Origin of the sequence: Bradyrhizobium pachyrhizi (genome assembly GCF_029714545.1) — a bacterium.
Taxonomy (GTDB): Bacteria; Pseudomonadota; Alphaproteobacteria; order Rhizobiales; family Xanthobacteraceae; genus Bradyrhizobium; species Bradyrhizobium pachyrhizi.
On record NZ_CP121667.1, the window covers coordinates 1,052,847 to 1,075,933 of the forward strand.

15 protein-coding genes are annotated in these 23,087 nt (G+C 59.0%); 3 read left to right on the forward strand and 12 right to left on the reverse strand.

The features are described from left to right. Positions 1–23 precede the first annotated feature (23 nt). Positions 24–386, reverse strand: a complete 363-nt coding sequence (locus tag QA639_RS41835; RefSeq protein ID WP_428841135.1) for a tyrosine-type recombinase/integrase — start codon at positions 384–386, stop codon at positions 24–26. Between the two features lie 472 nt (positions 387–858). On the opposite strand from QA639_RS41835, the gene QA639_RS04720 reads away from it, so the two are divergent. Next, a complete protein-coding gene (locus tag QA639_RS04720) occupies positions 859–3,891 on the forward strand; it encodes a hypothetical protein (protein ID WP_283089272.1) in 3,033 nt (1,010 codons plus the stop codon). 284 nt (positions 3,892–4,175) lie between these two features. On the opposite strand, the gene tnpC is transcribed toward QA639_RS04720, so the two are convergent. The 4 genes from tnpC to QA639_RS04740 form a co-directional block, all read right to left on the reverse strand. Further along, positions 4,176–5,846: an IS66 family transposase gene (gene tnpC / locus QA639_RS04725; protein ID WP_283089273.1), complete on the reverse strand. Its 1,671-nt coding sequence runs from the start codon at positions 5,844–5,846 to the stop codon at positions 4,176–4,178. Positions 5,847–6,067: 221 nt separating this feature from the next. Further along, positions 6,068–6,406, reverse strand: a complete 339-nt coding sequence (locus QA639_RS04730; protein ID WP_283089274.1) for a GIY-YIG nuclease family protein — start codon at positions 6,404–6,406, stop codon at positions 6,068–6,070. Beyond that, on the reverse strand, positions 6,403–7,536 hold the full coding sequence (locus QA639_RS04735) for a DGQHR domain-containing protein (protein WP_283089275.1): 1,134 nt from the start codon (positions 7,534–7,536) through the stop codon (positions 6,403–6,405). The genes QA639_RS04730 and QA639_RS04735 overlap by 4 nt, the downstream gene beginning before the upstream one ends. A gap of 190 nt (positions 7,537–7,726) precedes the next feature. Continuing rightward, positions 7,727–8,047 (reverse strand): hypothetical protein, encoded by a 321-nt coding sequence (locus tag QA639_RS04740; RefSeq protein WP_283089276.1) that lies wholly within the window; start codon positions 8,045–8,047, stop codon positions 7,727–7,729. A 21-nt stretch (positions 8,048–8,068) separates the two neighbouring features. Here QA639_RS04740 and QA639_RS04745 point away from each other — a divergent pair, with 21 nt between their 5' ends. Continuing rightward, complete coding sequence (locus QA639_RS04745) at positions 8,069–8,356, forward strand: hypothetical protein (RefSeq protein ID WP_283089277.1); 288 nt, start codon at positions 8,069–8,071, stop codon at positions 8,354–8,356. A 200-nt stretch (positions 8,357–8,556) separates the two neighbouring features. Here QA639_RS04745 and QA639_RS04750 read toward each other — a convergent pair whose 3' ends face one another. The 7 genes from QA639_RS04750 to QA639_RS41710 all read right to left on the reverse strand — a co-directional run bounded on the left by QA639_RS04750 (position 8,557) and on the right by QA639_RS41710 (position 18,686). After that, the gene (locus QA639_RS04750; protein ID WP_283089278.1) at positions 8,557–11,346 is read right to left on the reverse strand and encodes a DNA primase family protein; all 2,790 of its coding nucleotides are present in this window, start codon (positions 11,344–11,346) and stop codon (positions 8,557–8,559) included. A gap of 4 nt (positions 11,347–11,350) precedes the next feature. Next, complete coding sequence (locus QA639_RS04755) at positions 11,351–11,581, reverse strand: hypothetical protein (protein WP_283089279.1); 231 nt, start codon at positions 11,579–11,581, stop codon at positions 11,351–11,353. A gap of 509 nt (positions 11,582–12,090) precedes the next feature. Continuing rightward, positions 12,091–13,302, reverse strand: a complete 1,212-nt coding sequence (locus tag QA639_RS04760; protein WP_283089281.1) for a tyrosine-type recombinase/integrase — start codon at positions 13,300–13,302, stop codon at positions 12,091–12,093. Between the two features lie 222 nt (positions 13,303–13,524). Next, positions 13,525–15,273 (reverse strand): TRAP transporter large permease, encoded by a 1,749-nt coding sequence (locus QA639_RS04765; protein WP_028333711.1) that lies wholly within the window; start codon positions 15,271–15,273, stop codon positions 13,525–13,527. After that, entirely contained in the window at positions 15,270–15,938 is a 669-nt protein-coding gene (locus QA639_RS04770; protein ID WP_028333710.1) for a TRAP transporter small permease subunit, read from the reverse strand. Before QA639_RS04770 ends, QA639_RS04765 begins: the two co-directional genes overlap by 4 nt. A 94-nt stretch (positions 15,939–16,032) precedes the next feature. Continuing rightward, positions 16,033–17,172: a TRAP transporter substrate-binding protein gene (locus QA639_RS04775; protein ID WP_028333709.1), complete on the reverse strand. Its 1,140-nt coding sequence runs from the start codon at positions 17,170–17,172 to the stop codon at positions 16,033–16,035. 701 nt (positions 17,173–17,873) lie between these two features. Continuing rightward, positions 17,874–18,686 carry a hypothetical protein gene (locus QA639_RS41710; protein WP_346283718.1) on the reverse strand — a complete coding sequence of 271 codons (813 nt, stop codon included), beginning with the start codon at positions 18,684–18,686 and terminating at the stop codon, positions 17,874–17,876. 240 nt (positions 18,687–18,926) lie between these two features. Here QA639_RS41710 and QA639_RS04785 point away from each other — a divergent pair, with 240 nt between their 5' ends. Next, on the forward strand, positions 18,927–22,286 hold the full coding sequence (locus tag QA639_RS04785; protein WP_283089282.1) for an autotransporter family protein: 3,360 nt from the start codon (positions 18,927–18,929) through the stop codon (positions 22,284–22,286). Positions 22,287–23,087: the final 801 nt, after the last annotated feature.

Consider the following 23,087-nt stretch of genomic DNA (forward strand, 5'->3'; position numbering starts at 1 on the left):
TCACTTCGGCGGCATGCGGACCGTCAATCCTGGCGCCAAAAGTCCTTGAAACGGGTAGGGGATAGCTCGGTATAGCGTACTGTGTGCTGAATATTTTTGTGTCCGAGATAAGCTTGGAGTGCGCGCGTGTCGTGGCCCTTATTGGCGAGAGCATAACCGCAAGCGTGCCTTAACATGTGGGGATGCGCCTTAAAGCTTAACTTGGCTTCGACACCTGCCCGTTCGATCATCCGAGCGAAGCCCGCTGGGGTAAATGGTGCGCCACGCTCGGACGTAAACACGAAGGAAGATTTAGGCTCCTGTTCGCGCTGAAGCCTGCGCAGCGCGCGTAGCTCGTCACCGAGAATTGGGTGCGCGCTTGGCGTGCCTTGCTTGACCCGCCGCACATGTAGCGAAGCGGAGGTAAACTCGATCTGATCCCAGCGTAGATCGTCAGTTCGGAGGCGCGGAAGCCATGTCGGTAGGCCATGAGGATCATGGTCGTATCACGGTGGCCATGGCGATTGGATTTGGCAGCTGCGATCAGCCGCCGCACTTCGTCGTCGGTTAGATACTCGCGCGTTCGGAGATCAGCGTTTTTTCGGCGAAGTGGCGTGTGGATACACCGGGGGCGGTGATCGCCGCGCTTGTGCGTACGCAGACCGATTTTGGTGGCAGGAGAAATTCCCATCCTGCTGAGCGGATATTTGCTAGATTGACCTCTGAAGTGTCGCGGGTCTAACGCGCCATCCCGGGACGAAATTCCAGATGAGATGTCAGACCATCCCTAAAGATAGCCCCGGGAGCCGAACGGGAGCTGGTCCTCTTCCGCTCGATATGATGGCGGTGACCTTTCGCCGAACCTCATTGGAGATGAGAATGGAAGTCTTGATACGAGACAGCAAGCTTACTGACTTAGTATTATTTCGATCACCGAGTATCAGCGCCAGGCATAACCTGATCATCGTTGCGCTAACCATCTCTATTTTTTTTGTGTCCGGCGGGCTTTCAGCGGCATCTCTGAAAGATTTAAGCGGCGCGCGGCTATCGCCTCATCAGATGAACCTGATTGCTGTCACATCGCAGTCCTACAAGGATGGGACGTATAAGTTTGCAAGTCTCGCATTTGCGCTTCACAACGCCGACAATTTGTTTAGGGCCGATCCATCTGCGTGGATGCGTTCATTTGAGATGCCAGTTAGCAAAGAGTTTGATCTCGACTACCCTAGTCGTCCGCTCAAGCAACTCCTCTCCAAGCTGATCACGCATGATCAGGGGCTACAACGTATAGCTGAGGAAAAGGCGAGCCGCTTGGACCACGCCCCCGCTGGGTTTGCAAGAAATATCGATACGGCCGTCGAATGGCTTGCCGGGAAAGGTGGCATTTGGGGGCAGGGTTTGAAGATGACCTATCCAACGATAAAGGGTGCGGTTCTTCGAGACGGACGTCAGCAGCGCTCCGATCTTCCAAACTTGGCGCGTGAGTTCGTGATTGATTGGACCACTTGGGGATGCGATCAGATCCGAGAAGGTACACCTGTTGGCAAAGCCTTGGCGCCATATGCGACTTCTTACCTGGAGTTTAATCCCCAAAACGACCTAACCAATTACTCTCCGGTCGAAAAAGCGACGGTCGCTGCCAGCAAGTTGCTTTCAACTAGTAAGCCGGACGACTTGGCAAGCGAAGTCGGTCTAACTGTTGAGGCACGAGAAGACTTTAGAGAGGCATTTCAGGATTACAAGAAAGCGCGAGAAAAACGAGCCAGCATAGAAGAGAGAGCAAAGAATCTTAATGATAGAGCGGCTCGATTGGAAGGTTATTCGGCTACGTTCAGAGCCATAAGCTACGCGCTGGACGCGCAGGGAGCTGGGGCGGACGTTGGCCGGTGGATGAAGGGGGTGGCCAAGACTTATGATGGGATGGCGGGCCTTGCAAGGAAAGGGCCGACAATGTCTGCGGGAGCCGCTCTGAACGCTTTCTTCAATATGGCGGATGGGCTGACGCAAGCCATCCACGGGATGGATCGAAGCGATACAGATGCGCTCAAAGGATTGTTTGATGAAGTTCGCGAACTCGCGGATTTGGTTCGCCAAATGCGCGATGAGCTGATGCAAAACTACCTTGATCTAGGTCAGAAGCTATCGAGTAATTTTCGTTCCTTGGATCTATTGGCAAATGCATCGAACTACAACGCGGAGGAAATCAAGATCGCGCTCGTCGGAGTCCAGCAGGCAATAGACGCGATGCGGAGGGAATCCACAACGCAAGCGACCGATCTCGCTGGGATCATTTTTCGTGGGGAAGAGCGAAAATGCTCTGTGCTGGACGGAGAGGGGCGAGAGCTGGCCATTCGATCCGTTAGTTTGTTCAGAGAGTGCCGAGATATCTACTCTGATCGCGCAACGATTGATGCCGTAAGTTCCGTTGTCTCGCGATCCAAGAATTCAGACTATCTTGCTTACTTTGGGTCAATCGACGGTTTGCGGCAAATGCTCGATCAGGATGGAAAGGAGTATCCTAACGCCTTAGTCAATCCATCGGTTTGGTACGCCGCATCTGGTCGGTTCCTCGATCTTTTTCGAAACAATCCAGATAAGTTGCAAGAGTTGTCGGTTGTCCCTGCCGAAGATCACTTTCCACAGTTAGATCGAATTATACGCGCCGGTCAGAACCTTCAACGCTTCACCAAAACGGCACTCGTGGATGAGAAGGGACGGCTAAAGGAAGATCGACTGGCTCTGTTCATCGAAACAATTCTTAGCCTGCGAGGTAAGCTGCTTTCAAAGATAGAAGATCAAATCGAAAATAAGTCGGCCGAAATTGATCCGCTACTTGGTTTTGTGCAGCCGTATGACAAGACCTTTCCGTTTGAGTTGCTTTCCAAGCCTCTAACGAAATGCGAGAATGCCGCACTGGATTTCAAGTCGTACAATAATCTCTTAATAGTGGTCCATGGACCTAACACGCAATGGCTGTACGTCGGCAGATTTAACGACAACGTTTATGGTCAGAACCTGGGACGGCTGGACGCCGACATCAAGAATTTAGACTTCCGCAAACTCAGGCTCGATGCCTCTTTCATCCGAGCACTTCCATCTTATGTGCCGTTGGTCGAACAGTTCAACCAAAGGGCCTACGTGCTTAGCCCGTGTGTGTCTAAGTTAGCTCTCTCGAATCTGAGCCAAAGCTCTCAAGCAACGTCGGTCGATGCAGATATAAGTATAGACGTTAACGTCAGGCGGATCTCGCCTGCGGGCTACGACTTCCTCAAGCTGGTGACAATGCGAGGAAGTATACACGCTTCAGTCGAGCCAAAAGACGGACTGACCGAACAGGCGCTCCTTTCTGCTGACGCTGGCGAGCACGCAAACTTCTTCGGGACCCGAGTGTTTCCGATAGTCTGGGAGCGGGCCATTTTTGGTAAGTTCGACAAATTTCTGAAGTCGGCCGAAGATCAGAAGTCGTCTGAAGTGAGATCAATCTTTGAGGATGCATTGAAGGACCGGATTGTTTCCTTCCAAGATCGAATGAGGCAGCTCGTAGCGGCTTCGTTTGAGGTTGACGAGGATGAACTTAGCCAGGTTCAGAGGAACTTGATCAGTCTGAGTAAGATTGGACTTGATGATAGTCTTCCGTCGGTACGGAAGTGGGAAGACACACTGGCTGATCGCAAGTTGTTCAAGTCTCCGCGCGAAATTATTGCGGAGGTGCTTGGCGGCGGTAGCAACTTGGAGAAGCAGCGGAAAGAGCTGGACAATTTATCCGGCCTTCTCTCGACCGAACTAGATGAAATGAGCCGCGATCCCGATTTTCGACCGCCGCCAGATCCCTTTGCGAATAGAATAGGCGAGCTCGAGAAGTTGAGGTTCATCCGATTGGCGGCGGATCGAGGCGCACAGAACCGGCGATAGTCGGTCCTGGGCTCTACCGCCGATCTGCCCAAAAGATAGCTAGCTGCTCGTCTTGAGGCTGCGGGGTGTCCTGCAGGATCGAGCACGTTGTAACCTCGATGACTTTCACAAAGCTTCCGTGCGGACGTCCGACCGGGTTGATCCATTGCCGGGCGGCGGTATGCTTGCGGACTATCTCTGAACGAGTTGAGTTTGACGACCAACCGGCGTACGCATACGACGAAGACCGCCTGATTGACGCATGCGCGCGGGCACAGTGAGCTCTATGATCGGTTGGGTGATGGTCAGGCGGCCAGCTGACCGGCAGGCTTATCGGCCTGGCGCAGGAGCTTCCATTCCCAGGGCAGCAGTTCGTGCAGGCGCGACGCGGGAAGATCGGCGATCCGGGCCAGGACGTCGGCGAGCCTGGCCTTGGGATCGACGTCGTTGAGGCGACAGGTCGTGATCATCGTCAGCATGATGGCGGCACGGTCGGCGCCGCGCTGGCTGCCGGCGAAGGTCCAGTTGCGCCTTCCCAAGGCGATGCCTCTCAATGCGCGCTCAGCGCAGTTGGTCAAGCAGATCCTGCCATCGTCGAGGAAGCGGGCGAAGCCGTCCCAGCACCTGAGCATGTAATTCATAGGCTTCAGGACCTCGGAGGAACGCGACAGGGTTTCGCGCTCGCGGAGCAGCCAGGCATGCATGTCCTCGAGAAGTGACTTACTCTGTTCCTGGCACACGGCGCGCCGCTCGTCGGTGCCGCGGCCATTGATGGCGCGCTCGATCTCGAACAACGCATCGAGGCGTCTGACCGCCTCCAGCGCGATCGGAGAGACCGGTTTGCCCTTCCTACCTTCCCGAGCATTTTTCTCGATGTCGGCCAGTTCGAAGAAGCCCCGCCGCGCATGGGCAAAGCAAAACGCCGGCGTCATCGGCAGCGCCTTCTTCTGCAGGTCGAACAGCGGCTCGAAGCCACTGTAACAGTCGCACTGCAGGATACCCGCGAAGGCGGCCAGATGCTTCTGGGGATGCTCGCCTCGTCGGTCGCTCGAGGCGTAATAGACCGCCGCCGGCGGCGCAGGCCCGGCGAAGGGCCGGTCATCCCGCACATAAGTCCAGATCCGCCCGGTCGTGCACTTGCCCTTCGCCAGGATACGGATGGTGGTGTCATCGCCATGAAGGCGCTCGGCCGCGAGCACATGGCGTTCGATCAAGTGGAAGAGCGGCATGACGGCGAAGGTCCCGTGGCCGACCTGGTCGGCCAGCGTCGACAGCGGCAGGTCGATCCCCTCGGCCTTGAAGCGCGCGCTCTGGCGGTAGAGCGGCATATGCATGCCGAACTTGTCGAACAAGATCGTCGCCAGCAATTGTGGGCCGATGAAGCCGCGCGGCTTGGCGTGGAACGGCGCCGGCGGCTGGCTGATCTTCTCGCAATCGCGGCAGGTAAATTTCTCCCGTACCGTCTCGATCAGCTTGAAGCGCCGCGGGATCTCCTCCAGCGTCCCGGTCACATCCTCACCGATCTTCGCCAGCCGCGATCCACCGCAGCAGGCGCAGGTCGTTGGAGCATCAATGACGACGCGCTCGCGTTCGATGTCGTCCGGCCACGGCTTGCGCACCGGCCGCTTGCGCATGAAGGGGCGGACGTTCTGCGTCTTCGCCGCTGCGGCCTGCGCGGCAAGCTCATCCTCGCTCGCTGTGGTGACGAGCTCTTCCAGCTCCAGCTCCAGCTGCTCGAGCAGCCGTGCCGTGCGTTCGGAGCGTTGCCCGTGCAGTTCGCGTTTCAGCTTCTCGATGCGCAACTCGAGATGCGCGATCAGCGCCTCGGTATCCGACAGTTGCGCCTGCGCATTCGCGGCTTGCGCCTGCCAGTTGGCAGCCACCGCCTCAGCTCGCAGCCGTGCCTCACGCTCGGCCTGCAGCGCCGCCAGGGCACTGACGAGGTCCGATGGAAGATCGTCCGGCTTCGATATCATGAAGCCATTGAATCAGATCAAGCAGCAGATTCAAACTGCAAAAGCGGCTATCCGACCCGCGTCGGCCGATGGGTTTCTTGAGGGTTACGCCAATCGATCCCGGACAGCAGATAGAGTGAGCAGTTCTCCTAAGAACTGGCGAAAGCGTGCATCCCTATAAGCTAGGATCGCCAAGAGGAACCTGTACACTCGGGTGTCTATGTCTAGACCTTGAAACGCAGTCAGGTTGAAGTTGGCGAATACATCTTATTTAAAAGTGGCCAGGCACCTTCGTGTTGAATGTGAATGTTCATCCAAGTTCGTTCAACTTTGAAGGTGTCGGATGTTGCGACCCAATGAAAGACTACAGCGCGCCCAAGCTTAGTCTCTCCAGTTTTTTCGGGATTATCTAGGTGCTGATCCATCCGTCGCCGAAGGTTGTCAGTTAGGCCGACGTATAAAACCTCGCCCGAAAAAGTGGTCAACACATAACAGCCCGGCGCGTCCGGGACGAAGCGTTCGTGGCTCCTTTTGAACGTCACTCGATGGGTGGGTTGAGGAGACAATAGGGCAATATTCATAGTTCAATCTGAGCGGCTGTGTTCATAGAGACCTTGTGCAGGGCTTTCGACATTTCTTGCGACACAACGTTGATTGCACCTGCGTTTAAGAAGCTCGCTTTGCTGCCCTTTGACCACCAATCAGGGTGGCCCACGCCTGCATAGTCGCCTTCGACGTTCTCAAAGCAGTCCCCAAGCAGCTTCTCCATGGTTGGGACGGTAAAACTGCCCCGATCTAAAAGCTTCATGAAAAATGGAATCGAAAACTTGCAGAAGAGCTCGACGCCATTGTATTTGTACAGCACAGAGGCATTACCATCATCCAGCTGCGCGGCGACGGCCCTCCAGTAATTCAGAAAGATCTTCTTTTCTTTTTCGAAATCGTTGAAGCTCGATAGAGGATTGTTGGCTGTGAGCACGTACTTGACGATGGCCTTTACAAACGACCGCTGATTTATCGTGGCACCGTCTCCATCAGAGTTTGCCATCAGAATTTTGCCCTTCCACGGCGACCCTTCCGCTTTGTTAAGGTAGTCAACAATCTTAATTGCCTTTTCGACCTCGCCACGCTCTACGGTTTTCAGAATCCATTTCGGAAGGCTCGGAAGGTCTTCAACATCCAAGGCATCCGTCAATCGAGCAATAATGCGCTGTTCAACGGCCTTATCGACACTCTTCTGGGTCGTGTTGACGATTAGGAAGTGGCACATCTGCGCAATTTTCGGAAGGCCAACAGCTATGTTTACAGGAATCTCAAAATCAAGGACGCGCGAATCCTTAAGGGCAGCCATTTTGAGGCCTTCCAGGCGGTGCTGACCGTCGACCACGCTGAGAGGACATAGGATTGAGGTGTCAATCTCAATGGTGCTTTCCTTTTCATTGAATGGAACCGTTTTATCCGTCGCTAAGAAAACGGAAGTGGGCAAGAAAGCATCATGGCTGTCTTGCCCTTTGATGATGTAGTCAGCCAATTTTTTGGCCCGCGCTGTATTGAGCAAGCGTTGATACCCGTCACTAGCTTCGTCCGCGGGGTCGAGAGTTTCGACGCTATAAAAATTGCTGGTCACGATGTCCTTTACCCTGAGCGCGGTCGCGTACAGCGTCAGAGCACCTTGTTTGACCCGAGCAGCAGGAATAACGATTTTTGACACGATGGTTTTTCCCTCAGAAATGGAAGGCAAATGCCTACGGGAGTTTTAGTTGTAGGACGCTCGCAATACGACGCAGAATAGGTGAGTCAAGGTCGCGGATGCAACCTCAGTACTGCCACTCATCAACGTCTTTACCGATTGAAACCGGCACGCTGAGTTATGCGTTCGGAACGGCGCGGTAAGACGCGTCTCATTCTGGCATGCGGCTGAATTCATTAATTAATTTGACCCAATCATCCCGGAATGTCGTTCGGTAGGCTTTCCCTGGACAAGCCTGCTTTATGAGATCAATCGCCTTCTCCTTGCGCTGGACCACATACGGCTTCTCGCCGCGAGCGGTATAGCCATCAATATCCACCGTTGTGCTGAAGTAGTTCTCGCACCAACCGTCGGCCACGCAATGTACGGCCGGGCCGGTTATCACGATTTGGGTTAGCAGCGGCTCTGACAGCAGAACAAAGCGAGAAGCGTTGTTGAGGTCGACAACGCCGTCAGACCCGATGCCGCCCATGGTGTAGGCGGAAAAGTCTTCTTGACTCTTTCCCTTAGAGAACTCGGTGAATTCTCACTTTCGAAAAACGCATGGTTCAGGGGAACTGATGATCCATTTGTATCGGACATAGGCGCTGTTCTGGATCTTTTGATTTATCTCGTCGCTCGACGTGCCGATCCCATTGCGCCCGATCCTCCAGAACTCGATGGATTGATCGACAATCTGCCGCTGGAGTGGGCTTTGCTCCCCTGTTCTGCCTATGCTGTTTTCTTCGATGTTGTAGAGGGTGAACATCACGGCATCCATCAGCTCGGCATTTTCCTTTGAAAGCTCTTGCTTGCATCCGCCGAGGGCGAGCAACGCCGTCGCGATGATTGCTAAGCGTCGCATTTCTACCCCTGTCCACCGTGCAATTCTAAGGGATACCCAGGCCGGGCTTCAATGTCTTCCATGTGAGGGCCGCGGGGACCGGTGCACGGAATGTGGGTGCTCGTGGACGACGCGACTTGGCATGACGCACAGCCGCGTCATACCACTCGACGATTTGCGAAGCGCTCGGCAGCGTCAATGTCCTTTGCGATCAGAGCCGCCTGTGATGGTGACGGCACAATCGTCCTATCTATCGGATGCACAGGTGACGGCGGGTTTCGGTCAGCCGAGCCGTTAGCATCGATAAGCTCTCCACATCTCGTTGGGCCTTTTGGAAGCCGAATGCGAGCGCCTACGACGTAGTGTTCTCGATCGCCAGCCGTTTGCACTCGCACCGCTTTGACTTTGTTCGCGGTGGCAGTCGCGAGGTCGCGGAAGAACCAACTTTTTGAGGTAGGTTGCAGGCCGCTGTCGCGGGCATAAGCAACGTAGGCCGAATACAGTACATCCTTCTCCACCTTAGCTGTTGCATCCAGTGTTAGGCACTCCTGCACAAATGCCATGATGGGAGAGCCCTCGCGAGCCAACTCCTCCCGTGTTTCAACCGAACAAGCGGGCTCCGCAATCGGCCCTCTCTGTCGCATTCGCCGGAGACCAGCGAGTGACCAGAGCAGGATCGCGGGAAGCTCCGGTCTGATCTTGTTCTCGAACAGGTGTCGATCTTCACGCCCGTAGAATGAGGCGCGCGTATGATAAGTAATTATCCGGCTCGCGAGCGCACCTGACGCGTCTTTCAGCTTTGGCATTTCGTTGCTGATCAGCCACAGCTTGCAGGGCAAAGTCCCAGTCCAGTGGCTCTTGTTCTTGCGATCAATCGTGAACAGACCTCGGCCGCTGAGCTTCAGCACGTGTTCCGCCAGTAGGTCTTTATCGCACTTGGAACCAAGCCGCATGTCGCCGACTACAGCGAGCTGCCTGCCGATCAGCTGCGACATGCCGAAGTTGGTGCCCAGACTATCGAGAGTGGGGCCGCAGATTACAGTCGGCGAGAGCAGGGATTGCAAGGTGTGGCGCGTGGTATCCTTGCCGCTACGCTTGTCACCCAGCAGCATGAATACCTTTTCCTGCGACATGTCAGCTGACAGGCAATAGCCGAAGGCCTCCTGCAGTGATCCGATTTGATCAACTTCGCCGTTGAAAATTTGATCTAAGAAGTTGAGCCACTCCTTTGGCGTCGGAGCGTCTGGGTCGTAGTCAAAGCCGACTCCGTGCGGGGTAAATAGCATGGGGTCGGGTGGCGTGAACTCGTTCGTGTTGATATTTAGAATACCATTCGGGAAACAGATCAGGTCCGCGGGATTATGTCCGACACGACCGTCGAGCCAATGCGGCTGCTCAACCGTCGGTAACACGTGGCCGAGAGCTTTGAGTGCTTCGCCAGTTTCGCTGACGCTAACTTTGTTCGGTGCGAACGGAACTACTTCTTCCTTCTTGGCACGCACGACCTTTTTGCTGCACGTATCCAAGAAGCCATAAAGTTCTGCCCGGATCGTAGCCTCATCAATGATGGTGTAGTGACCAGCCTCATGATCGTAGTAATCGTCGCGGTAGTGGTAGAGGTGCGGGCGCTTGATGCTGCGGTAGATGCGAGCGCGAGCCATGTGGTCGTCCGCCGAAACGAGGCGATCTAAATTCGCTTGATCGGTCCCCGCTGGGCTTGGCGCCGCGGCTTCGGGCCGGATATTCAGTGGTGACTTACCTTTCGCGAAGTGTGGGCACGGCTTGCAGCGCTCGCAGCCAGCAGCTGAGATAGCGCGGCAGCTGGGGTAACCAAGTCCTCGCGTAGCTCGGTCTGATGTCTTCTGCTCGTGGAGTGCCTGCGTTTCATCCTTGGTGTAGGCGGCATGCCCCTTAGAAATCTCGTGTGCGAAGGCATTGCCGTTTTTCATGAAAGCAGTACACGCTACGGATAGGTGCCATAGCGGGTAGTCCAGATTGGCACCGCCGTTGGCCAGCGCGTCCCGTAGAAAGGGGCATCCGGACGCGGCGAACACCGGCCGAGGATCAACGAGGTGCAGCACGCTTGGCATGCAGCCATCTTGCAGCGACGTATCTGCGGAGTTTAGAATTGCAAACGCCGCATCCGGCGCGTCGAATGAGCTTTCGTTGCCGGGGACGATTGCGGTGGTTGAGACGGGAGCCTTTGGATCACGTGCCGAGAGCGCCAACGCCTTCAGGTGAGCAAGTCGCGCGTCAAAATCATAAGTCGGTCCCCACTGCACCACCTGCACGAGGTGCGGCGGGTTAAACTTGAAGTTGTGCGTTTCGGGGAGTCGAAGGACGCGGGCAGGGTCGGCAGTGACCGCAGGGTCGAGTTTAAAACCTTCGCGGAGCGCGGCAGCCTTGACACCATCTGCATATGGCCGCCACTCGGCAACCGTCAACGCCCGGTCTGAGGCCCAATGGGCGTGAAAGCCGCCACCGGTTTCCACAATGGCGGACGGCTCCGGCAGGTTCACCTTCTGGCGGAACGCAGTCAGCGCCGCGTAGGCGGTCGCCAAGTCGGGATAGTGGTTGGGGTCGTCCGGTTTAACGTCGACGTCGATGTAAACCGACTTGAGAGTGAGTGCCTTGTCGGCATCTCGTACCGCGCGGGGCGGCTTGCCGACTTCCTTGATTGCACCGCAGGTGCTTTGCTGGGCCATGCCGACGTAGGAATGGTGGAGGAAGCTCTTCCAGTCCGCCCACAGCACGCGTTTGATGAACTCATTTTGGTCGCGGTAGGCCCAGCCAACGAACCACGGCCTACCGTGGTTGTTCTTCTTGCTGGTGTCGCTCGGGTTTTTATTGTCGAGGAACGTGTGATAGTTGGCCCAACCAGGACCTTGCGGCCCCGGCCAGTCAATTACCAAATTCAAGAACTTGCGAATGATCTCAGCGTCAGCCACGGGCTTACCTCTGCAGCAAGCCTGCGAGGCGGGCGTCCAGATGAGCATCCATGCGGTTCACCACGTCGTGAATAGTCTTGCTGTCTCGGGCGAGGCGAGTACGGACAGCGCCTACTCTGACGAACTGAGGGAGGCTTTTTACCGTGGCGGTAACACCCGTCTTTTCATCCGACAGGATCGCGATCAAGCAATCCTTGTTCCTGGCGCGAATTGGGAGGTTATAAACGAAGTTCATCATTCGCCTCCGTCGCCGGGAGGCGCTAACAGGTCGCCGAGGCCGTATCGAACCAGACGTCCGAACTTCACGAACGGCGGCCATTGGCCTTTCGAGCGTCTCACCGAGAGGGCCGACTCGGTCAGGCGGGTGACGAGCGCTGTCTCTGCCGGCGTGAGCAGGGCCTTCGCGGGAAGGCTATAGATTTGCTCTAGCGAGCGCGGAGCCATCCTCGGCCGCTCGTTTTCAGCGTTTGCGCGCTTAGAACGAGGATTGGAAGAGTTCGTGTCTATCATCATGGATCACCTCCATGATGCTTAGAGCAACATCTAGCTTACGCTTTCGTATATCATTGAGGCCATGCGTCGAAGCGGGTCACTGGGTCGTTTTTGCTGTGCCCCACCGGTGCCGGCGAACGTGAGATAGTGTCCCGCTCCGTTCCGTACCCGACCAGAAGCAGCTTGAGCCAGGTTTCGCGCTGGGACAACGATGGATCGCGCCGCGATCTCATTGGAGCCAGTTGCTCCAATTCAACCCTCTCGCGGGCTCGCTGTGGTGAGCGAAGCAACTGCATCGCTCAGCGCTTGACGTGCGTCTTCACCTGCCAGACGCACATAGGCCTTTGCCGAGGCGATGCTTCGATGGCCGAGTCCGGTTGCAATCAGGTGCGGGCTTGCACCCGTTCTGGCCATCGCGGTGCCAACCGAGCGGCGGATGTCATGAATACGAAGATTTTTTATTTTTGCCCGACGCAGCACTCGCGCCCACGCCTTTGGCAGGCCCACCAGATGGCCAGCCCCGATAGCGCTTGGGAACACCCATGGCTCGCCGGCCGAGCGCTCCAACTGCTGCCGAAGCAGCTTGACGGCCGGTTCTGTGAGCGGAATCGGGGTAGCTGTTTTGTTCTTCGCGACCTCTGCCGGTATCGTCCAGATGGCAGCGCCAAGATCGATATCCTCCCAGCGCATGCTGGCGACACTCCCGCGGCGGGCGCCGGTGAACATCAACATCAGGAAGACGCTGACCCAGGGCTCTCGCTCCGCCTCGATCGCCTTCATAAGGTTTTCGAGTTCATCCGATTTCAGAACACGGGACCGCGACGTTTCCTGGAACCGGATCAAACCCTTCGCCGGATTGACGGCCAGCCGGTCTGATCGAACGGCAAAGGTTAGAAGGGCCGACAAAAATGCGGCAACGCGATTGGCGGCAATCGGGCGGTCGGCTCCAATCCGATCAATCAGCCCCTGGCAATCGCTACGGGAAATCTCTGCCAGGGCCTTCTTGCCAAGAGCCTGGCTCAATTCGGTCTCCCAGCGCTGTTTGTCTCGGCGCCAAGTCCGATTGCGTTGTTTCAAATGAGAGAGATAAGAGGGCCACAGATCGGCCAGTCTAGTCTTGCGTGCGCGAGCGGCCTTCCGCAAGGCGACCGGATCATCGCCTTTAGCGATTTCTCCGGCGATCGTTCTCGCAGCCTGGCGAGCATCATCAAGTCTAAGACCGGGGTAGCGACCCAGCGTAATCCGCTGAGTTTTTCCGTTGATTTTCTTGACGACTACAAGCGAGCGTCCGCCTGTCGACGCAACCCGGACAGCGAGTGAGGGCGCGACCGTATCGTAAATGTAGGCCGCGCCGACTGGCGGCTTTGCGAGGTTAGCGATACGTTGCTCGGTCAACTTCAGACGTGTAGCTGGAGCGCGTTTGGATGCTGGCGGCAACTTGATTAATGGCAACGTGGTACTCATTGCGACGGCTCGATTTTGCAACCCCGTTGCAACCGGGAATGCGAATGAATGAAAACTCTAGCAAACGAGTTGGAAGAAAATCGTAGCGCTTTCAAGTGCAGTGATGTCACGACAACGAGAGACAACGAAGGCAGCGAGACTGAAAATCGCAGTGTCGGTGGTTCGATCCCGCCCCTGGGCACCATTTCCGTTTGACCAGCGCCCGGTGCTCCCCGCTGCGCCTCAACTCGCGTACAAATAGTTCGGCAGCCACAGCGTCATGCCGGGCCAGAGATACATGATCACCATGCACAGGATCACGATCAGCATGTAGGGCATCATGCCGGCGAATATCTGGTTCAGCGTAACGTGCTTCGGGGCGACGCCCTTGAGATAGAACGCCGACATCGCGACCGGCGGCGACAGGAACGCGGCCTGCAAGTTCACGAACACCAGCGTGCCCCAAAGGATCGGATCGATGTTGAAGTGCTTCAGCATCGGCAGGAAGATCGGCACGAAGATGATGATGATCTCGGTCCATTCGAGCGGCCAGCCCAGCAAGAAGATGATCGCCTGCGACAAGATCATGAACTGCACGGGCGTCATGTTGAGCGACAGCACCCAGCTTTCCAGCAGCGCCTGACCGCCGAGAATGGCGAACACCGCCGAGAACAGCGCCGAGCCGACGAACAGCCAGCAGACCATCGCGGTCGTCTTTGCGGTCAGGAACACCGCTTCCTTGGTGCGCTTCCAGTCGAGCGTGCGGGCGTGGAAAGCGAGGATGAAGGCGCCGGCGGCGCCGACGCCGGCGGACTCGGTCGCGGTCGTGATGCCGAACAGGATCACCCCCAGCACCACGACGGTGAGGATGCCGAGCGGCATCACCGACGACGTCAAGAGCTTCAACACTTCGAAGCGTTCGCCGTCCATGCGCAAGTAAGAGCGCGCCGTCCACGCCGCCAGCACGGCGACTGAGATCGCGAACCAGACGTAGAACTGGGTGTCCGGTCCCTTTTCAGCGGGCGACAGCTCCTTCGGCTCGACCGGGCTGCCGAGCTGCTGCAGGCCTTCGACGGCTCCGCTCGCGGCGCCGGCCTGCTGGTGGATCACGACGTACCACCAGACCGTGCCGAGCGCGGCTGCGGTCATCAGGAACGGCACCAGCGAAATGAGGAAGTTCTGCACGATCGCGCCATAGCCCATCGGCTTGCCGTCGATCTGGAGCGTCTTCGCCTTTGCGGGCGAGAGCAGCGCCTGGAACAGGCCGACGAACAGGTTCGGCGAATACAGCGCCGCGAAATTCCTGATCCATTCGGGCACGTTGACGCGGGTCTGCTCCTCCGCCAGCGGCGGGGCGATCTTCGGGTTGATCATCGCCCAGCCCACGACATAGACAAGGTAGAGGAACGCCAGGAAGAAGCCGGGAAGCATCGCCGCCGCATAGAGCTTGACCACGGACTGGCCGGCGACCGCGGCATAGACGATGATCATCACCGAAGGCGGGATCAGGATGCCGAGCGTGCCGCCCGCGGTGATGACGCCGGAGGCGAGCTTCACGTCATAACCGGCGCGCAGCATCGGGTTGAAGGCGATCACGCCCATCAGCACCACCACCGCGCCGACGAGCCCGGAGGCGATGCCCCAGAACGTGCACACGATCAGGGTCGCGACCGCGAGCGAGGCGGGCAGGCGGCGGAAGGCGAGCTGGATCGAATAGAACATCTTGTCGACGAGGGCGCCGCGCTCCATCACATAGCCCATCAGCACGAACAACGGGATGGAGATCAGCACGTCGTTGGTCATCGCGCCGTAGGTGCGCTGGACCATCAGCTCGAAAACCTTGTTGTGCGTCCAGTTCTGCGACGGGTCGTAGAAGGCGATGAAGCCGAAGAACATGCCAAGGCCCATCAGCGTAAACGCCGTGGCAAAGCCCATCATGATGACGACGACGATGAGCGTCAGCATCAACAGGCCGAGCGCGGGATCGCTCATGTGTTCAGGTCCCCGCCCATGCCGCGTTGCCGCGCCATTTCATCGATGCGCGCCGCGCCCTCGATGGCGAGCTTGCGCGATTCCTCGTCCACGAATTCAGAGTGCGCGAGCTGCTCCCCGATGACGTCGGTCTCGGCGACGTCGGCAAGCCGGCTCGGCCATTCGCCGGTCTTCAGGCACACGATGCAGCGGATGATCTCGCCGATCCCCTGCAGCATGATCAGCGCGCCCGCGATCGGGATGACGGTCTTGAAGTGGTAGACCGGCGGGCCGTCCGCCGTGACGTTGGAATGCTCGTTGATGTGCCAGGAATCCGCGGCGTAGAAATAGCCTGCATAGATCAGCGCGGCGATGCCCGGAATGAAGAACACGAAGTAGAGAACGAGATCGAGCGTGGCCTGCGTGCGCGGCCGCATCGAGGAGTACAGGAAGTCGCCGCGGACATGGGCATTCTGCGCCAGCGTATAGGCGCCGCACAGCATGAACAGAGACCCGTACAGCATGTTCTCGGCGTCGAAGATCCATGCCGTCGGCATGTTCGCGGCGTAGCGCTTGAACACTTCGATGCAGACGACGCTCATCAGGACGATCATCAGCCAGGCGGTCGCCTTGCCGACCCAGGTCGAGATGCCGTCGATCTTGTACAGTAAGCTCTGGACGCTCATGTGATACGGTTCGGCATAAAAACGATCCCAACATAGCACAAGGCTCCGTCCGGAGGGTGGTCCGGACGGCGCCCTTGCCGGGTTTATTTCGGCATCAGAGTTTCTTGGCGGCGGCGTTGGGCCCGAAATAGTGGTCGTAGGCCATGCGGCGGTTCACCACCGTGTCCTGCTCCCATTGTGTCGCACGCTTGGCGAACGCGATCTGCGACTGCACGATCTCCTTGAACAGCGGGTTCTCTGCCGCCTTCTTCTGCACCACGCCGTCATAGATCTCGAGCTGCTGCTTCAGGATGGCATCGGGGGTCTTGTAGAACTTGACGTTGTCCTTGGTCTGCAGCTCCACATAGTCCTTAGAATAGCGGTCGATCGCCTTCCAGGACATATCTGCCGAGGCTGCGTCCACCGCGTTGGCGATGATCGCCTTCATCTTGTCCGGCAGCGCGTTGTACTTGTCCTTGTTGAACGTGATCTCGAACTGCTCGGCGTTCTGATGATAGCTCTGCAGCATGCAGACCTTGGAGACATCGGGGAAGCCGAGTACGCGGTCGGAGGTGGCATTGTTGAACTCCGCCGCGTCCAGGAGGCCGCGGTCCATGGCCGCTACGATTTCGCCACCGGGCAGCGCGTTCACAGCAGCGCCCATCCCCGAATACACATCGATCGAGATGCCGACGGTGCGGAATTTCAGACCCTTGATATCCTCGGGCTTGGTGATCGGCTTCTTGAACCAGCCGAACGGCTGGGTCGGCATCGGACCGTACGGGAACGAGACGACATTGGCGCCGATCGATTCATAAAGTTTTGCGAGCAACTCCTTGCCGCCGCCATAGCGGTGCCAGGCCAGCAGCATGTTGGCGTCCATCGCAAAGCCTGGTCCCGAGCCCCACAGCGCCAGCGCGGTCTGCTTGCCGTAGTGATAGACCAGCACGCCGTGGCCGCCGTCGAGCACGCCCTTGGAGACGGCATCGAGCAGGCCGAAGGCGGGCACGACAGCGCCTGCCGGCAGCACTTCGATCTTGAGCTCGCCGCCGGTCATGTCGTTGACCTTCTTGGCGTAGTCGAGGGCGTATTCGTGGAAAATGTCCTTTGACGGCCAGGTGCTTTGCCAGCGCATGCTGATCGGCCCCTGGGCGCTGACGACGCTCGGCGCGGCTACCGTCGCGGCGGCCCCCGCAGCAGCGACCTTGAGAAAGCCGCGGCGGTTCGGAGTGCTGCCCTTGTTTGATTTGGTCATGACTGCCTCCTCCCCTTGGAATAGCGATCCCTTGCGGATCAGCCCCTTTTTTTATTGGAACAAGTCAAAATCTTGCGCAGGGGTTTGGCAAGAATGTTCGGAATGATGCGACGCTACGACGCGGACTGCGGTGATGACGCGCCGCACGAGGACCAGACCACGATGTTTACGAAAGTCGTTGCTGTTGCAGGTGCGGCGCTGATGCTGGGCGCTTTTGCGGTAACTACCGATGCCTTCGCCCAAGGTGTGGGCAGTAGTTATGGTTATAGAGTATCCCCGTCCGGCAACCTCGTGCTTCGGGGAGCACCAACCCGGTCATCCGGCAACAGCAACCACAGTGGAGCGAGGGTTAATCCGCCGGCCGGCCTGAATAACGGGTCGAACTTTGCTGTAGGTGGCCCGTCCACTGGGGTGCGGGTCATCACTCGTCAGTAGCCAGACGCCTGTTTTGCTGGATAAACGGACCCATCGCCAACGAACCGCGCATGTCCCCCGGCGGAGCCAGCTCCCCGCCAATAACTCCCGCGATTGTGGATTTCACGATGCCGCGAACCTGCGCCACATGTTGTCGTCGATCAGACTAGGCAGTTCGCGCGCACACGATCCTTCAGCCGCGCAGGCGCTGTCGACGCGACCGGCAGGACTGGAGCAGGCGGCCCTTGCAGGCCGCCTGCGTAGATTAGCCTGAGAGCGGACGAGCTCTATTGGCAGGGGTGCTGGAGTCCGTCGGACCCTTTGAAGAAGGTGCCGGGCCTGCAGACGATGCCGTTGTGCGAGGCGTAGGCACTCCAGTCGCCGTTCCAGGCGTAGTAGTCGCCATATGCGGCGGGCCGATCGTAGGTGCCGTACGCGGCGTAGGAGTTGCGCCAGCCGCCGAAGGGAGCGGTCGCGATCGCCGCGGCTGTTCCGACTGCAGCGCCGGCCACGCCGGCGGCGGCCCCCACCGGTCCCACGGGTTCGCGATAGGCGGTTCGCCGCTGATAATAGCCCCTCCTGCTGTCGTACGGGCTCCCGGCTCCTCTATTGAGGCAGTTGGCGCTGGCGAATTGAGATGAACAGGCGGCCGGATTGGAGAAGACCGCTTGCGCCGATGCGGGGCTCGAAACTGCCGACGCCACTATCACAGCCGCGCCAAGAACTCTTAGACTCATCATGGCTTGCTCCCTGGGTTTGGTTTGCTTGCGAGCCTTGCGAAGCTTGGCGTGACCGAATGCCAGGTCCGCAAGTTCCCGTTTTCTCGCACCTAACCAAATGCAACCTCCGGCAGTGGTTCCTGTGCATCTCGTGCGCAGCATCAAATCGACGTGACTTGCTGATCGATTTGGAATGCCGGCTTCAGCAGAGGCGGCATGGGTGCGGCAGGGAGTCGCGTCGACTGCGGATGTCGCGATCAATCCCCAAACGACGTAACGGCAATTCCATTTGTCAGGCGACTCTCGAGAGAGAGGCGAGAATGCAAATTGATGAAAGGTTGCATCATCGCGGAACCGCACGATGACCGCGCCAAGTTGCATCGGACCTGCGCGCGATGTTTGGCACAAACTGCATAAGTTGTGTGATGCGAAAGCATCAACTGCCAACAAACGGCAACGCCCGTTTCGGATCGCCACATTCGAGTTGATCTTCGTCCTGATAGTCGGATGATGATTTGCGATCTTGAATTGTAGCCGCTCCTGCTTTTTGCACCGCGACCAAGCAACTCGTTCTTTTCAATTTGACGTTGTTGAGAACGACAGGTTTGGAAGGCGGCGCAAATGAAGTGCTTTACCGGCTCGACTCTCCTTGTATCTTGCGCGCGCAATCGCATGGAACAGGCGTCGACGCGCGCCGCCCTGCAATCATTGGTCCCGTTCTTCAGGAATAAGCCGAGACCATGTGTCGCGGTCTGTCGGACCCAGTTCCGGCTCGCCGCGCTTGCCTTGATCGCATCGGGCGCGCTGGTTGAGACGGCCTCGGCTCAGTCCTGCACGGTGGCGCCCGATTCCACCGTGACCCTCACAATGGGAACTTGCACCATTGCTTCCGGTACGACGCTTACCGGAACACCCGCTGTTCACGCGAGCAACGGCACCACCCAGATCACCACGGGCAACGTCACCATCAATCCCGTCAATGGCGGCAGCGTCGGCGGATTGGCCGATCAGTTTGGCAGCATCATCTTCAGCAACGGATCCAGCATCAACGGCAATTGGAGCACCGCCGCGTCGGCGCAAAGCGGCGGCACCATCGTCTTTCAGTCGGGCTCGACCATCAACCCGGCTTTCGGCGGCGGAGGAACCGCACTGAGCGCCGATGGAACAGGCAGCCTCATCAACGCAACAGGTCTCACCGCGAATCTCAATGGTGCCGGCAACAACGTCGCTGCGAAGGCGACCAATGCCGCTGCGATCGACCTGCTGAACAGCTCAATCACCTATGCAGTGGGTGGCGGTGGCAATACCGGTCTGTGGGCGACCGGCGCCGGCAGCCAGATCACATCGACGGGCACGACCATTTCGATGCCCGGCGGCGGCGGGAACGATGTCGGCGCGCGGGCGGACACGGGCGGGGCGGTCACGCTTCTCCAGAATACCGTGACTGTCGAGGGCAATGGCGGCGGAGAGACCGGCCTGCTGGCGCAATCGGCGGGAAGCACGATCAAGGCAACCGACACGGCGGTCACGGTTGCCGGCGGTGGCGGAGACGTCGGCGCCAAGGCACTCGACAGCGGCGCGATCACATTGAGCGGCGGCAGTGTCTCCGCGACAGGCAGCGGCGGCGGCGAGATCGGCCTCCAGGCGAGCGGCAGCGGCAGCACGATTACGGCGACTAATGTCGCCGTGTCCGTTCCAACCAGCAGTGGCGGGGCGGGCACTCAGGCCGTGTCTTCGGGCTCGATCGTGCTGAATACGAGCAGTGTCAGCACCGGCGGCAGCTCCGCCATCGGGCTCCAGGCGACCGGAGTCGGCAGTTCCATCAGCGGCGGTGCAAACACGATCAACACCAGCGGTGACAATGCCGTCGGTGTTCAGGCGGACAACGCCGGAAGCGTCTCGCTCCAAAACGCAACGGTCAAAACCTCGGGTGCGTCGGCGGCCGGTTTGCTGGCGACTGGGACAAATTCATCGATCAGCGTGATTGGCGGCACCGTAATCACCTCCGGCGCGAACGCTCCTGCCGCATCCGTGACGGGTGGCGGTTCGCTGAATACGACCGCGGATCTGACCGCGAACGGCGCCAATTCAAACGCCCTCGCTGTCAGCGGCGGCACTGCGACCGCTTTCGTATCGATCCTGACCAGTCCGAACGGCGCGTCGGTCGCCGCGACTGGCGGCACAAGCAGCGTGACCTTGAGCGGCGTGCAGGCGGTCGCAAACAACGGCCAGTGGCTGAACGTCAGCGGCGGCTCGACGCTGAGTCTGCTCTCGGACGGCTCGACGGTGCAGGGAGCCGCGCTCACCGACGGCAGCAGCAGGTCCGACGTCACGCTCAGAAACGGCTCGTTCTGGACGATGACCGGCAACTCGAACGTCACGAATCTGACCAACACCTTGAGCGAGATCCAGTTCGCACCGCCCGTTGGCGATCCGACGCTGCTGTCGAGCTACAAGACGCTGACCGCGGTGAACTACGTGGGCCACAGCAGCACTATTGGGCTGAATACGTACCTCGGCACGGACGGTTCGCCATCGGACAGGCTCGTCATCAATGGCGGCACGGCAGGCGGCAACACGTTCCTGAAGATCAGCAACACCACGGGCGCCGGCGCGCTCACCACCGGCAATGGCATTCTCGTGGTCGATGCGATCAATGGCGCGACGACGACGGCTGGTGCCTTCAGCCTGTCTCACCCGGTCTTGGCTGGCCCTTACCAATATTCGCTGTTCCGTTCGAGCGTCGACGCCAGCAACCCGCAAGCCTGGTATTTGCGCAACACCATCGACTGTGTCGCTCATCCCAATCTGCGTGCCTGCGGCGGTGGCGGTCTTATTAACTGCTCCAATCTTCCCAACGTGCCGAGGTGCGGAGGAGGCGGAGGAGGCGGCGGTGGCGGTGGCGGCGGCGGTGGTGGAGGCGGCGGCGGTGGTGGAGGCGGAGGAGGTGGTGGCGGCGGAGGCGGAGGCGGAGCCGACGGTGGCGGCGGCGATATTCCCGACTACCGCGAGGAGACTTCGGTCTACGCGGCAATTCCATCGATGACGCTGTTGTACGGACGCAGCCTGCTCGACACGCTGCATGAACGTGTGGGCGAGGAGGAGGACGAACGCTTCCGCGCCAATCCCGAGAACGCCAGGGTCGGATGGGGTCGCGTGCTTGGCGTCAACGGCGTGCACCAGGGCGACAGCTTCGGCGTGTTGGGCGGCGAAGCCGGACCGCACTTCAGCTATGATTTCCTGGCGCTGCAGGCGGGCATGGATGTCTATCGACACGACAGTCCCGATGGTTCGCGCGACCAGGCGGGGGCGTATTTCGCGATCGGCGGTGCGCGCGGGCGGGTCACCCATTTCGATGGCAGCCAGGGTGACAACACCTTCGCCGCATACACGCTCGGTGGCTACTGGACGCATTTCGGGCCGACCGGCTGGTACATCGACTCGATTCTGCAAGGCACGTTCTACGACATCACGAGCAGCGCAAATCGCGGCATTCCGGCGCTCAAGACCGGCGCTCAGGGTGGGGCTGCGTCGGTGGAGGGCGGATATCCCTTCAAGTTCGCCGGCGGCTTCTTCATCGAGCCGCAGGCGCAACTTGTGTATCAGAACATCAACATCAACGACGCCAGCGACATCGCGGCGCAAATCCGCTTTGCGGACGTGGATTCGCTCGCGACCCGGATCGGTGCCCGCTTTGGCCGAACATGGGCGGTCGATGACAGTTCGCGCACGCTCACGGCCTGGATTCGTCCGAGCTTGTGGAACGAATTCCTCGGCAATCCGAAAACATTGTTCTCGTCGGACACCGGCTTCGTTCCATTCCAGGCGAGCCTCGGCGGCCTGTGGGGCGAGATCAATGCTGGCATCAGCGGACAGGTCACGTCGACCACGTCGCTTTATGCCAACGCTTCCTATCAGAGCCGGTTCGACGGTGGTGGCTTCTCCTACAGCGGGAAAGCCGGACTGCGCGTGAACTGGTAGCGCGCGAGGGCGTGACGCCGGCACAGACGGGGTCGGCGAAACGCACTCGTGCGGACTTCAGACGCAAACTCACCTGCCGATCGACGCGGCCACAGGCTTCGTTGCCGCAGTTCGCGCACACCCGGCCAGATTGGCCGGACGCTCCGTGATCCCGAACGCGGTGGAAGTGCAGTAGTCCGGCATCGGACGAGGCGATGCCTAACAGACCCTCACGCTTTGCTGAACATACGCGTAGCCGTTCCACACGTTTCGCGTCTGATAGCAGGAGTTGTAGGCCGTGGCGGCGCCGATGGCGGCGCCAGTCGCCAGGCCGGCTGCGGCAGCTCCGGCGCCCCAACCGCCTCCATAGTAACCGCCACCGCGGTAATAGCGGCCGCCGGCCCAACGCGCGCCGCCGCCGTGCCAGCCACCGGCATGCCATCGCGTGCCGCCGCCATGCCAACCAGGCCGCATTCCTCCGCCGTGGAAGTGCGCCGATCGAGCGCCGGCTCCTCCGCGCCGGGCTTGTGCGTCATAGGGGAGTATCATTGCTGCAGATGCGATGAAGCTGAGAACCAGCAAAGCCTTGGTTGGTCGCATATCCGGACTCCTTGTAAGGGTGTCGCGATCAATCCCGCTGAACGAGCTTCGTTCCGTTGGTTCAACTGCGTGTCATGCTGGCACAAACTGCATGCTCAAAAAGCGCGTCGCGGCTTCGGAGGCAAGCGCGGTTCGCGGCAATTGTTGAGCTCGATCCTCCGGAGCTCGGCTGCGCAAGGCAGGTACGAACGTGTTCGTACCTTGAAGACCTCCCTGCATGAA

Bases quoted from the DNA above. Each gene is read 5' to 3' on its own strand.
- QA639_RS04720 (WP_283089272.1), top strand. From the start codon at position 859: ATGGAAGTCTTGATACGAGACAGCAAGCTTACTGACTTAGTATTATTT.
- tnpC (WP_283089273.1), bottom strand. From the start codon at position 5,846: ATGATATCGAAGCCGGACGATCTTCCATCGGACCTCGTCAGTGCCCTG.
- QA639_RS04730 (WP_283089274.1), bottom strand. From the start codon at position 6,406: ATGAATATTGCCCTATTGTCTCCTCAACCCACCCATCGAGTGACGTTC.
- QA639_RS04740 (WP_283089276.1), bottom strand. From the start codon at position 8,047: ATGGGCGGCATCGGGTCTGACGGCGTTGTCGACCTCAACAACGCTTCT.
- QA639_RS04755 (WP_283089279.1), bottom strand. From the start codon at position 11,581: ATGAACTTCGTTTATAACCTCCCAATTCGCGCCAGGAACAAGGATTGC.
- QA639_RS04760 (WP_283089281.1), bottom strand. From the start codon at position 13,302: ATGAGTACCACGTTGCCATTAATCAAGTTGCCGCCAGCATCCAAACGC.
- QA639_RS04765 (WP_028333711.1), bottom strand. From the start codon at position 15,273: ATGAGCGATCCCGCGCTCGGCCTGTTGATGCTGACGCTCATCGTCGTC.
- QA639_RS04770 (WP_028333710.1), bottom strand. From the start codon at position 15,938: ATGAGCGTCCAGAGCTTACTGTACAAGATCGACGGCATCTCGACCTGG.
- QA639_RS04775 (WP_028333709.1), bottom strand. From the start codon at position 17,172: ATGACCAAATCAAACAAGGGCAGCACTCCGAACCGCCGCGGCTTTCTC.
- QA639_RS41710 (WP_346283718.1), bottom strand. From the start codon at position 18,686: ATGCAACTTGGCGCGGTCATCGTGCGGTTCCGCGATGATGCAACCTTT.
- QA639_RS04785 (WP_283089282.1), top strand. From the start codon at position 18,927: ATGAAGTGCTTTACCGGCTCGACTCTCCTTGTATCTTGCGCGCGCAAT.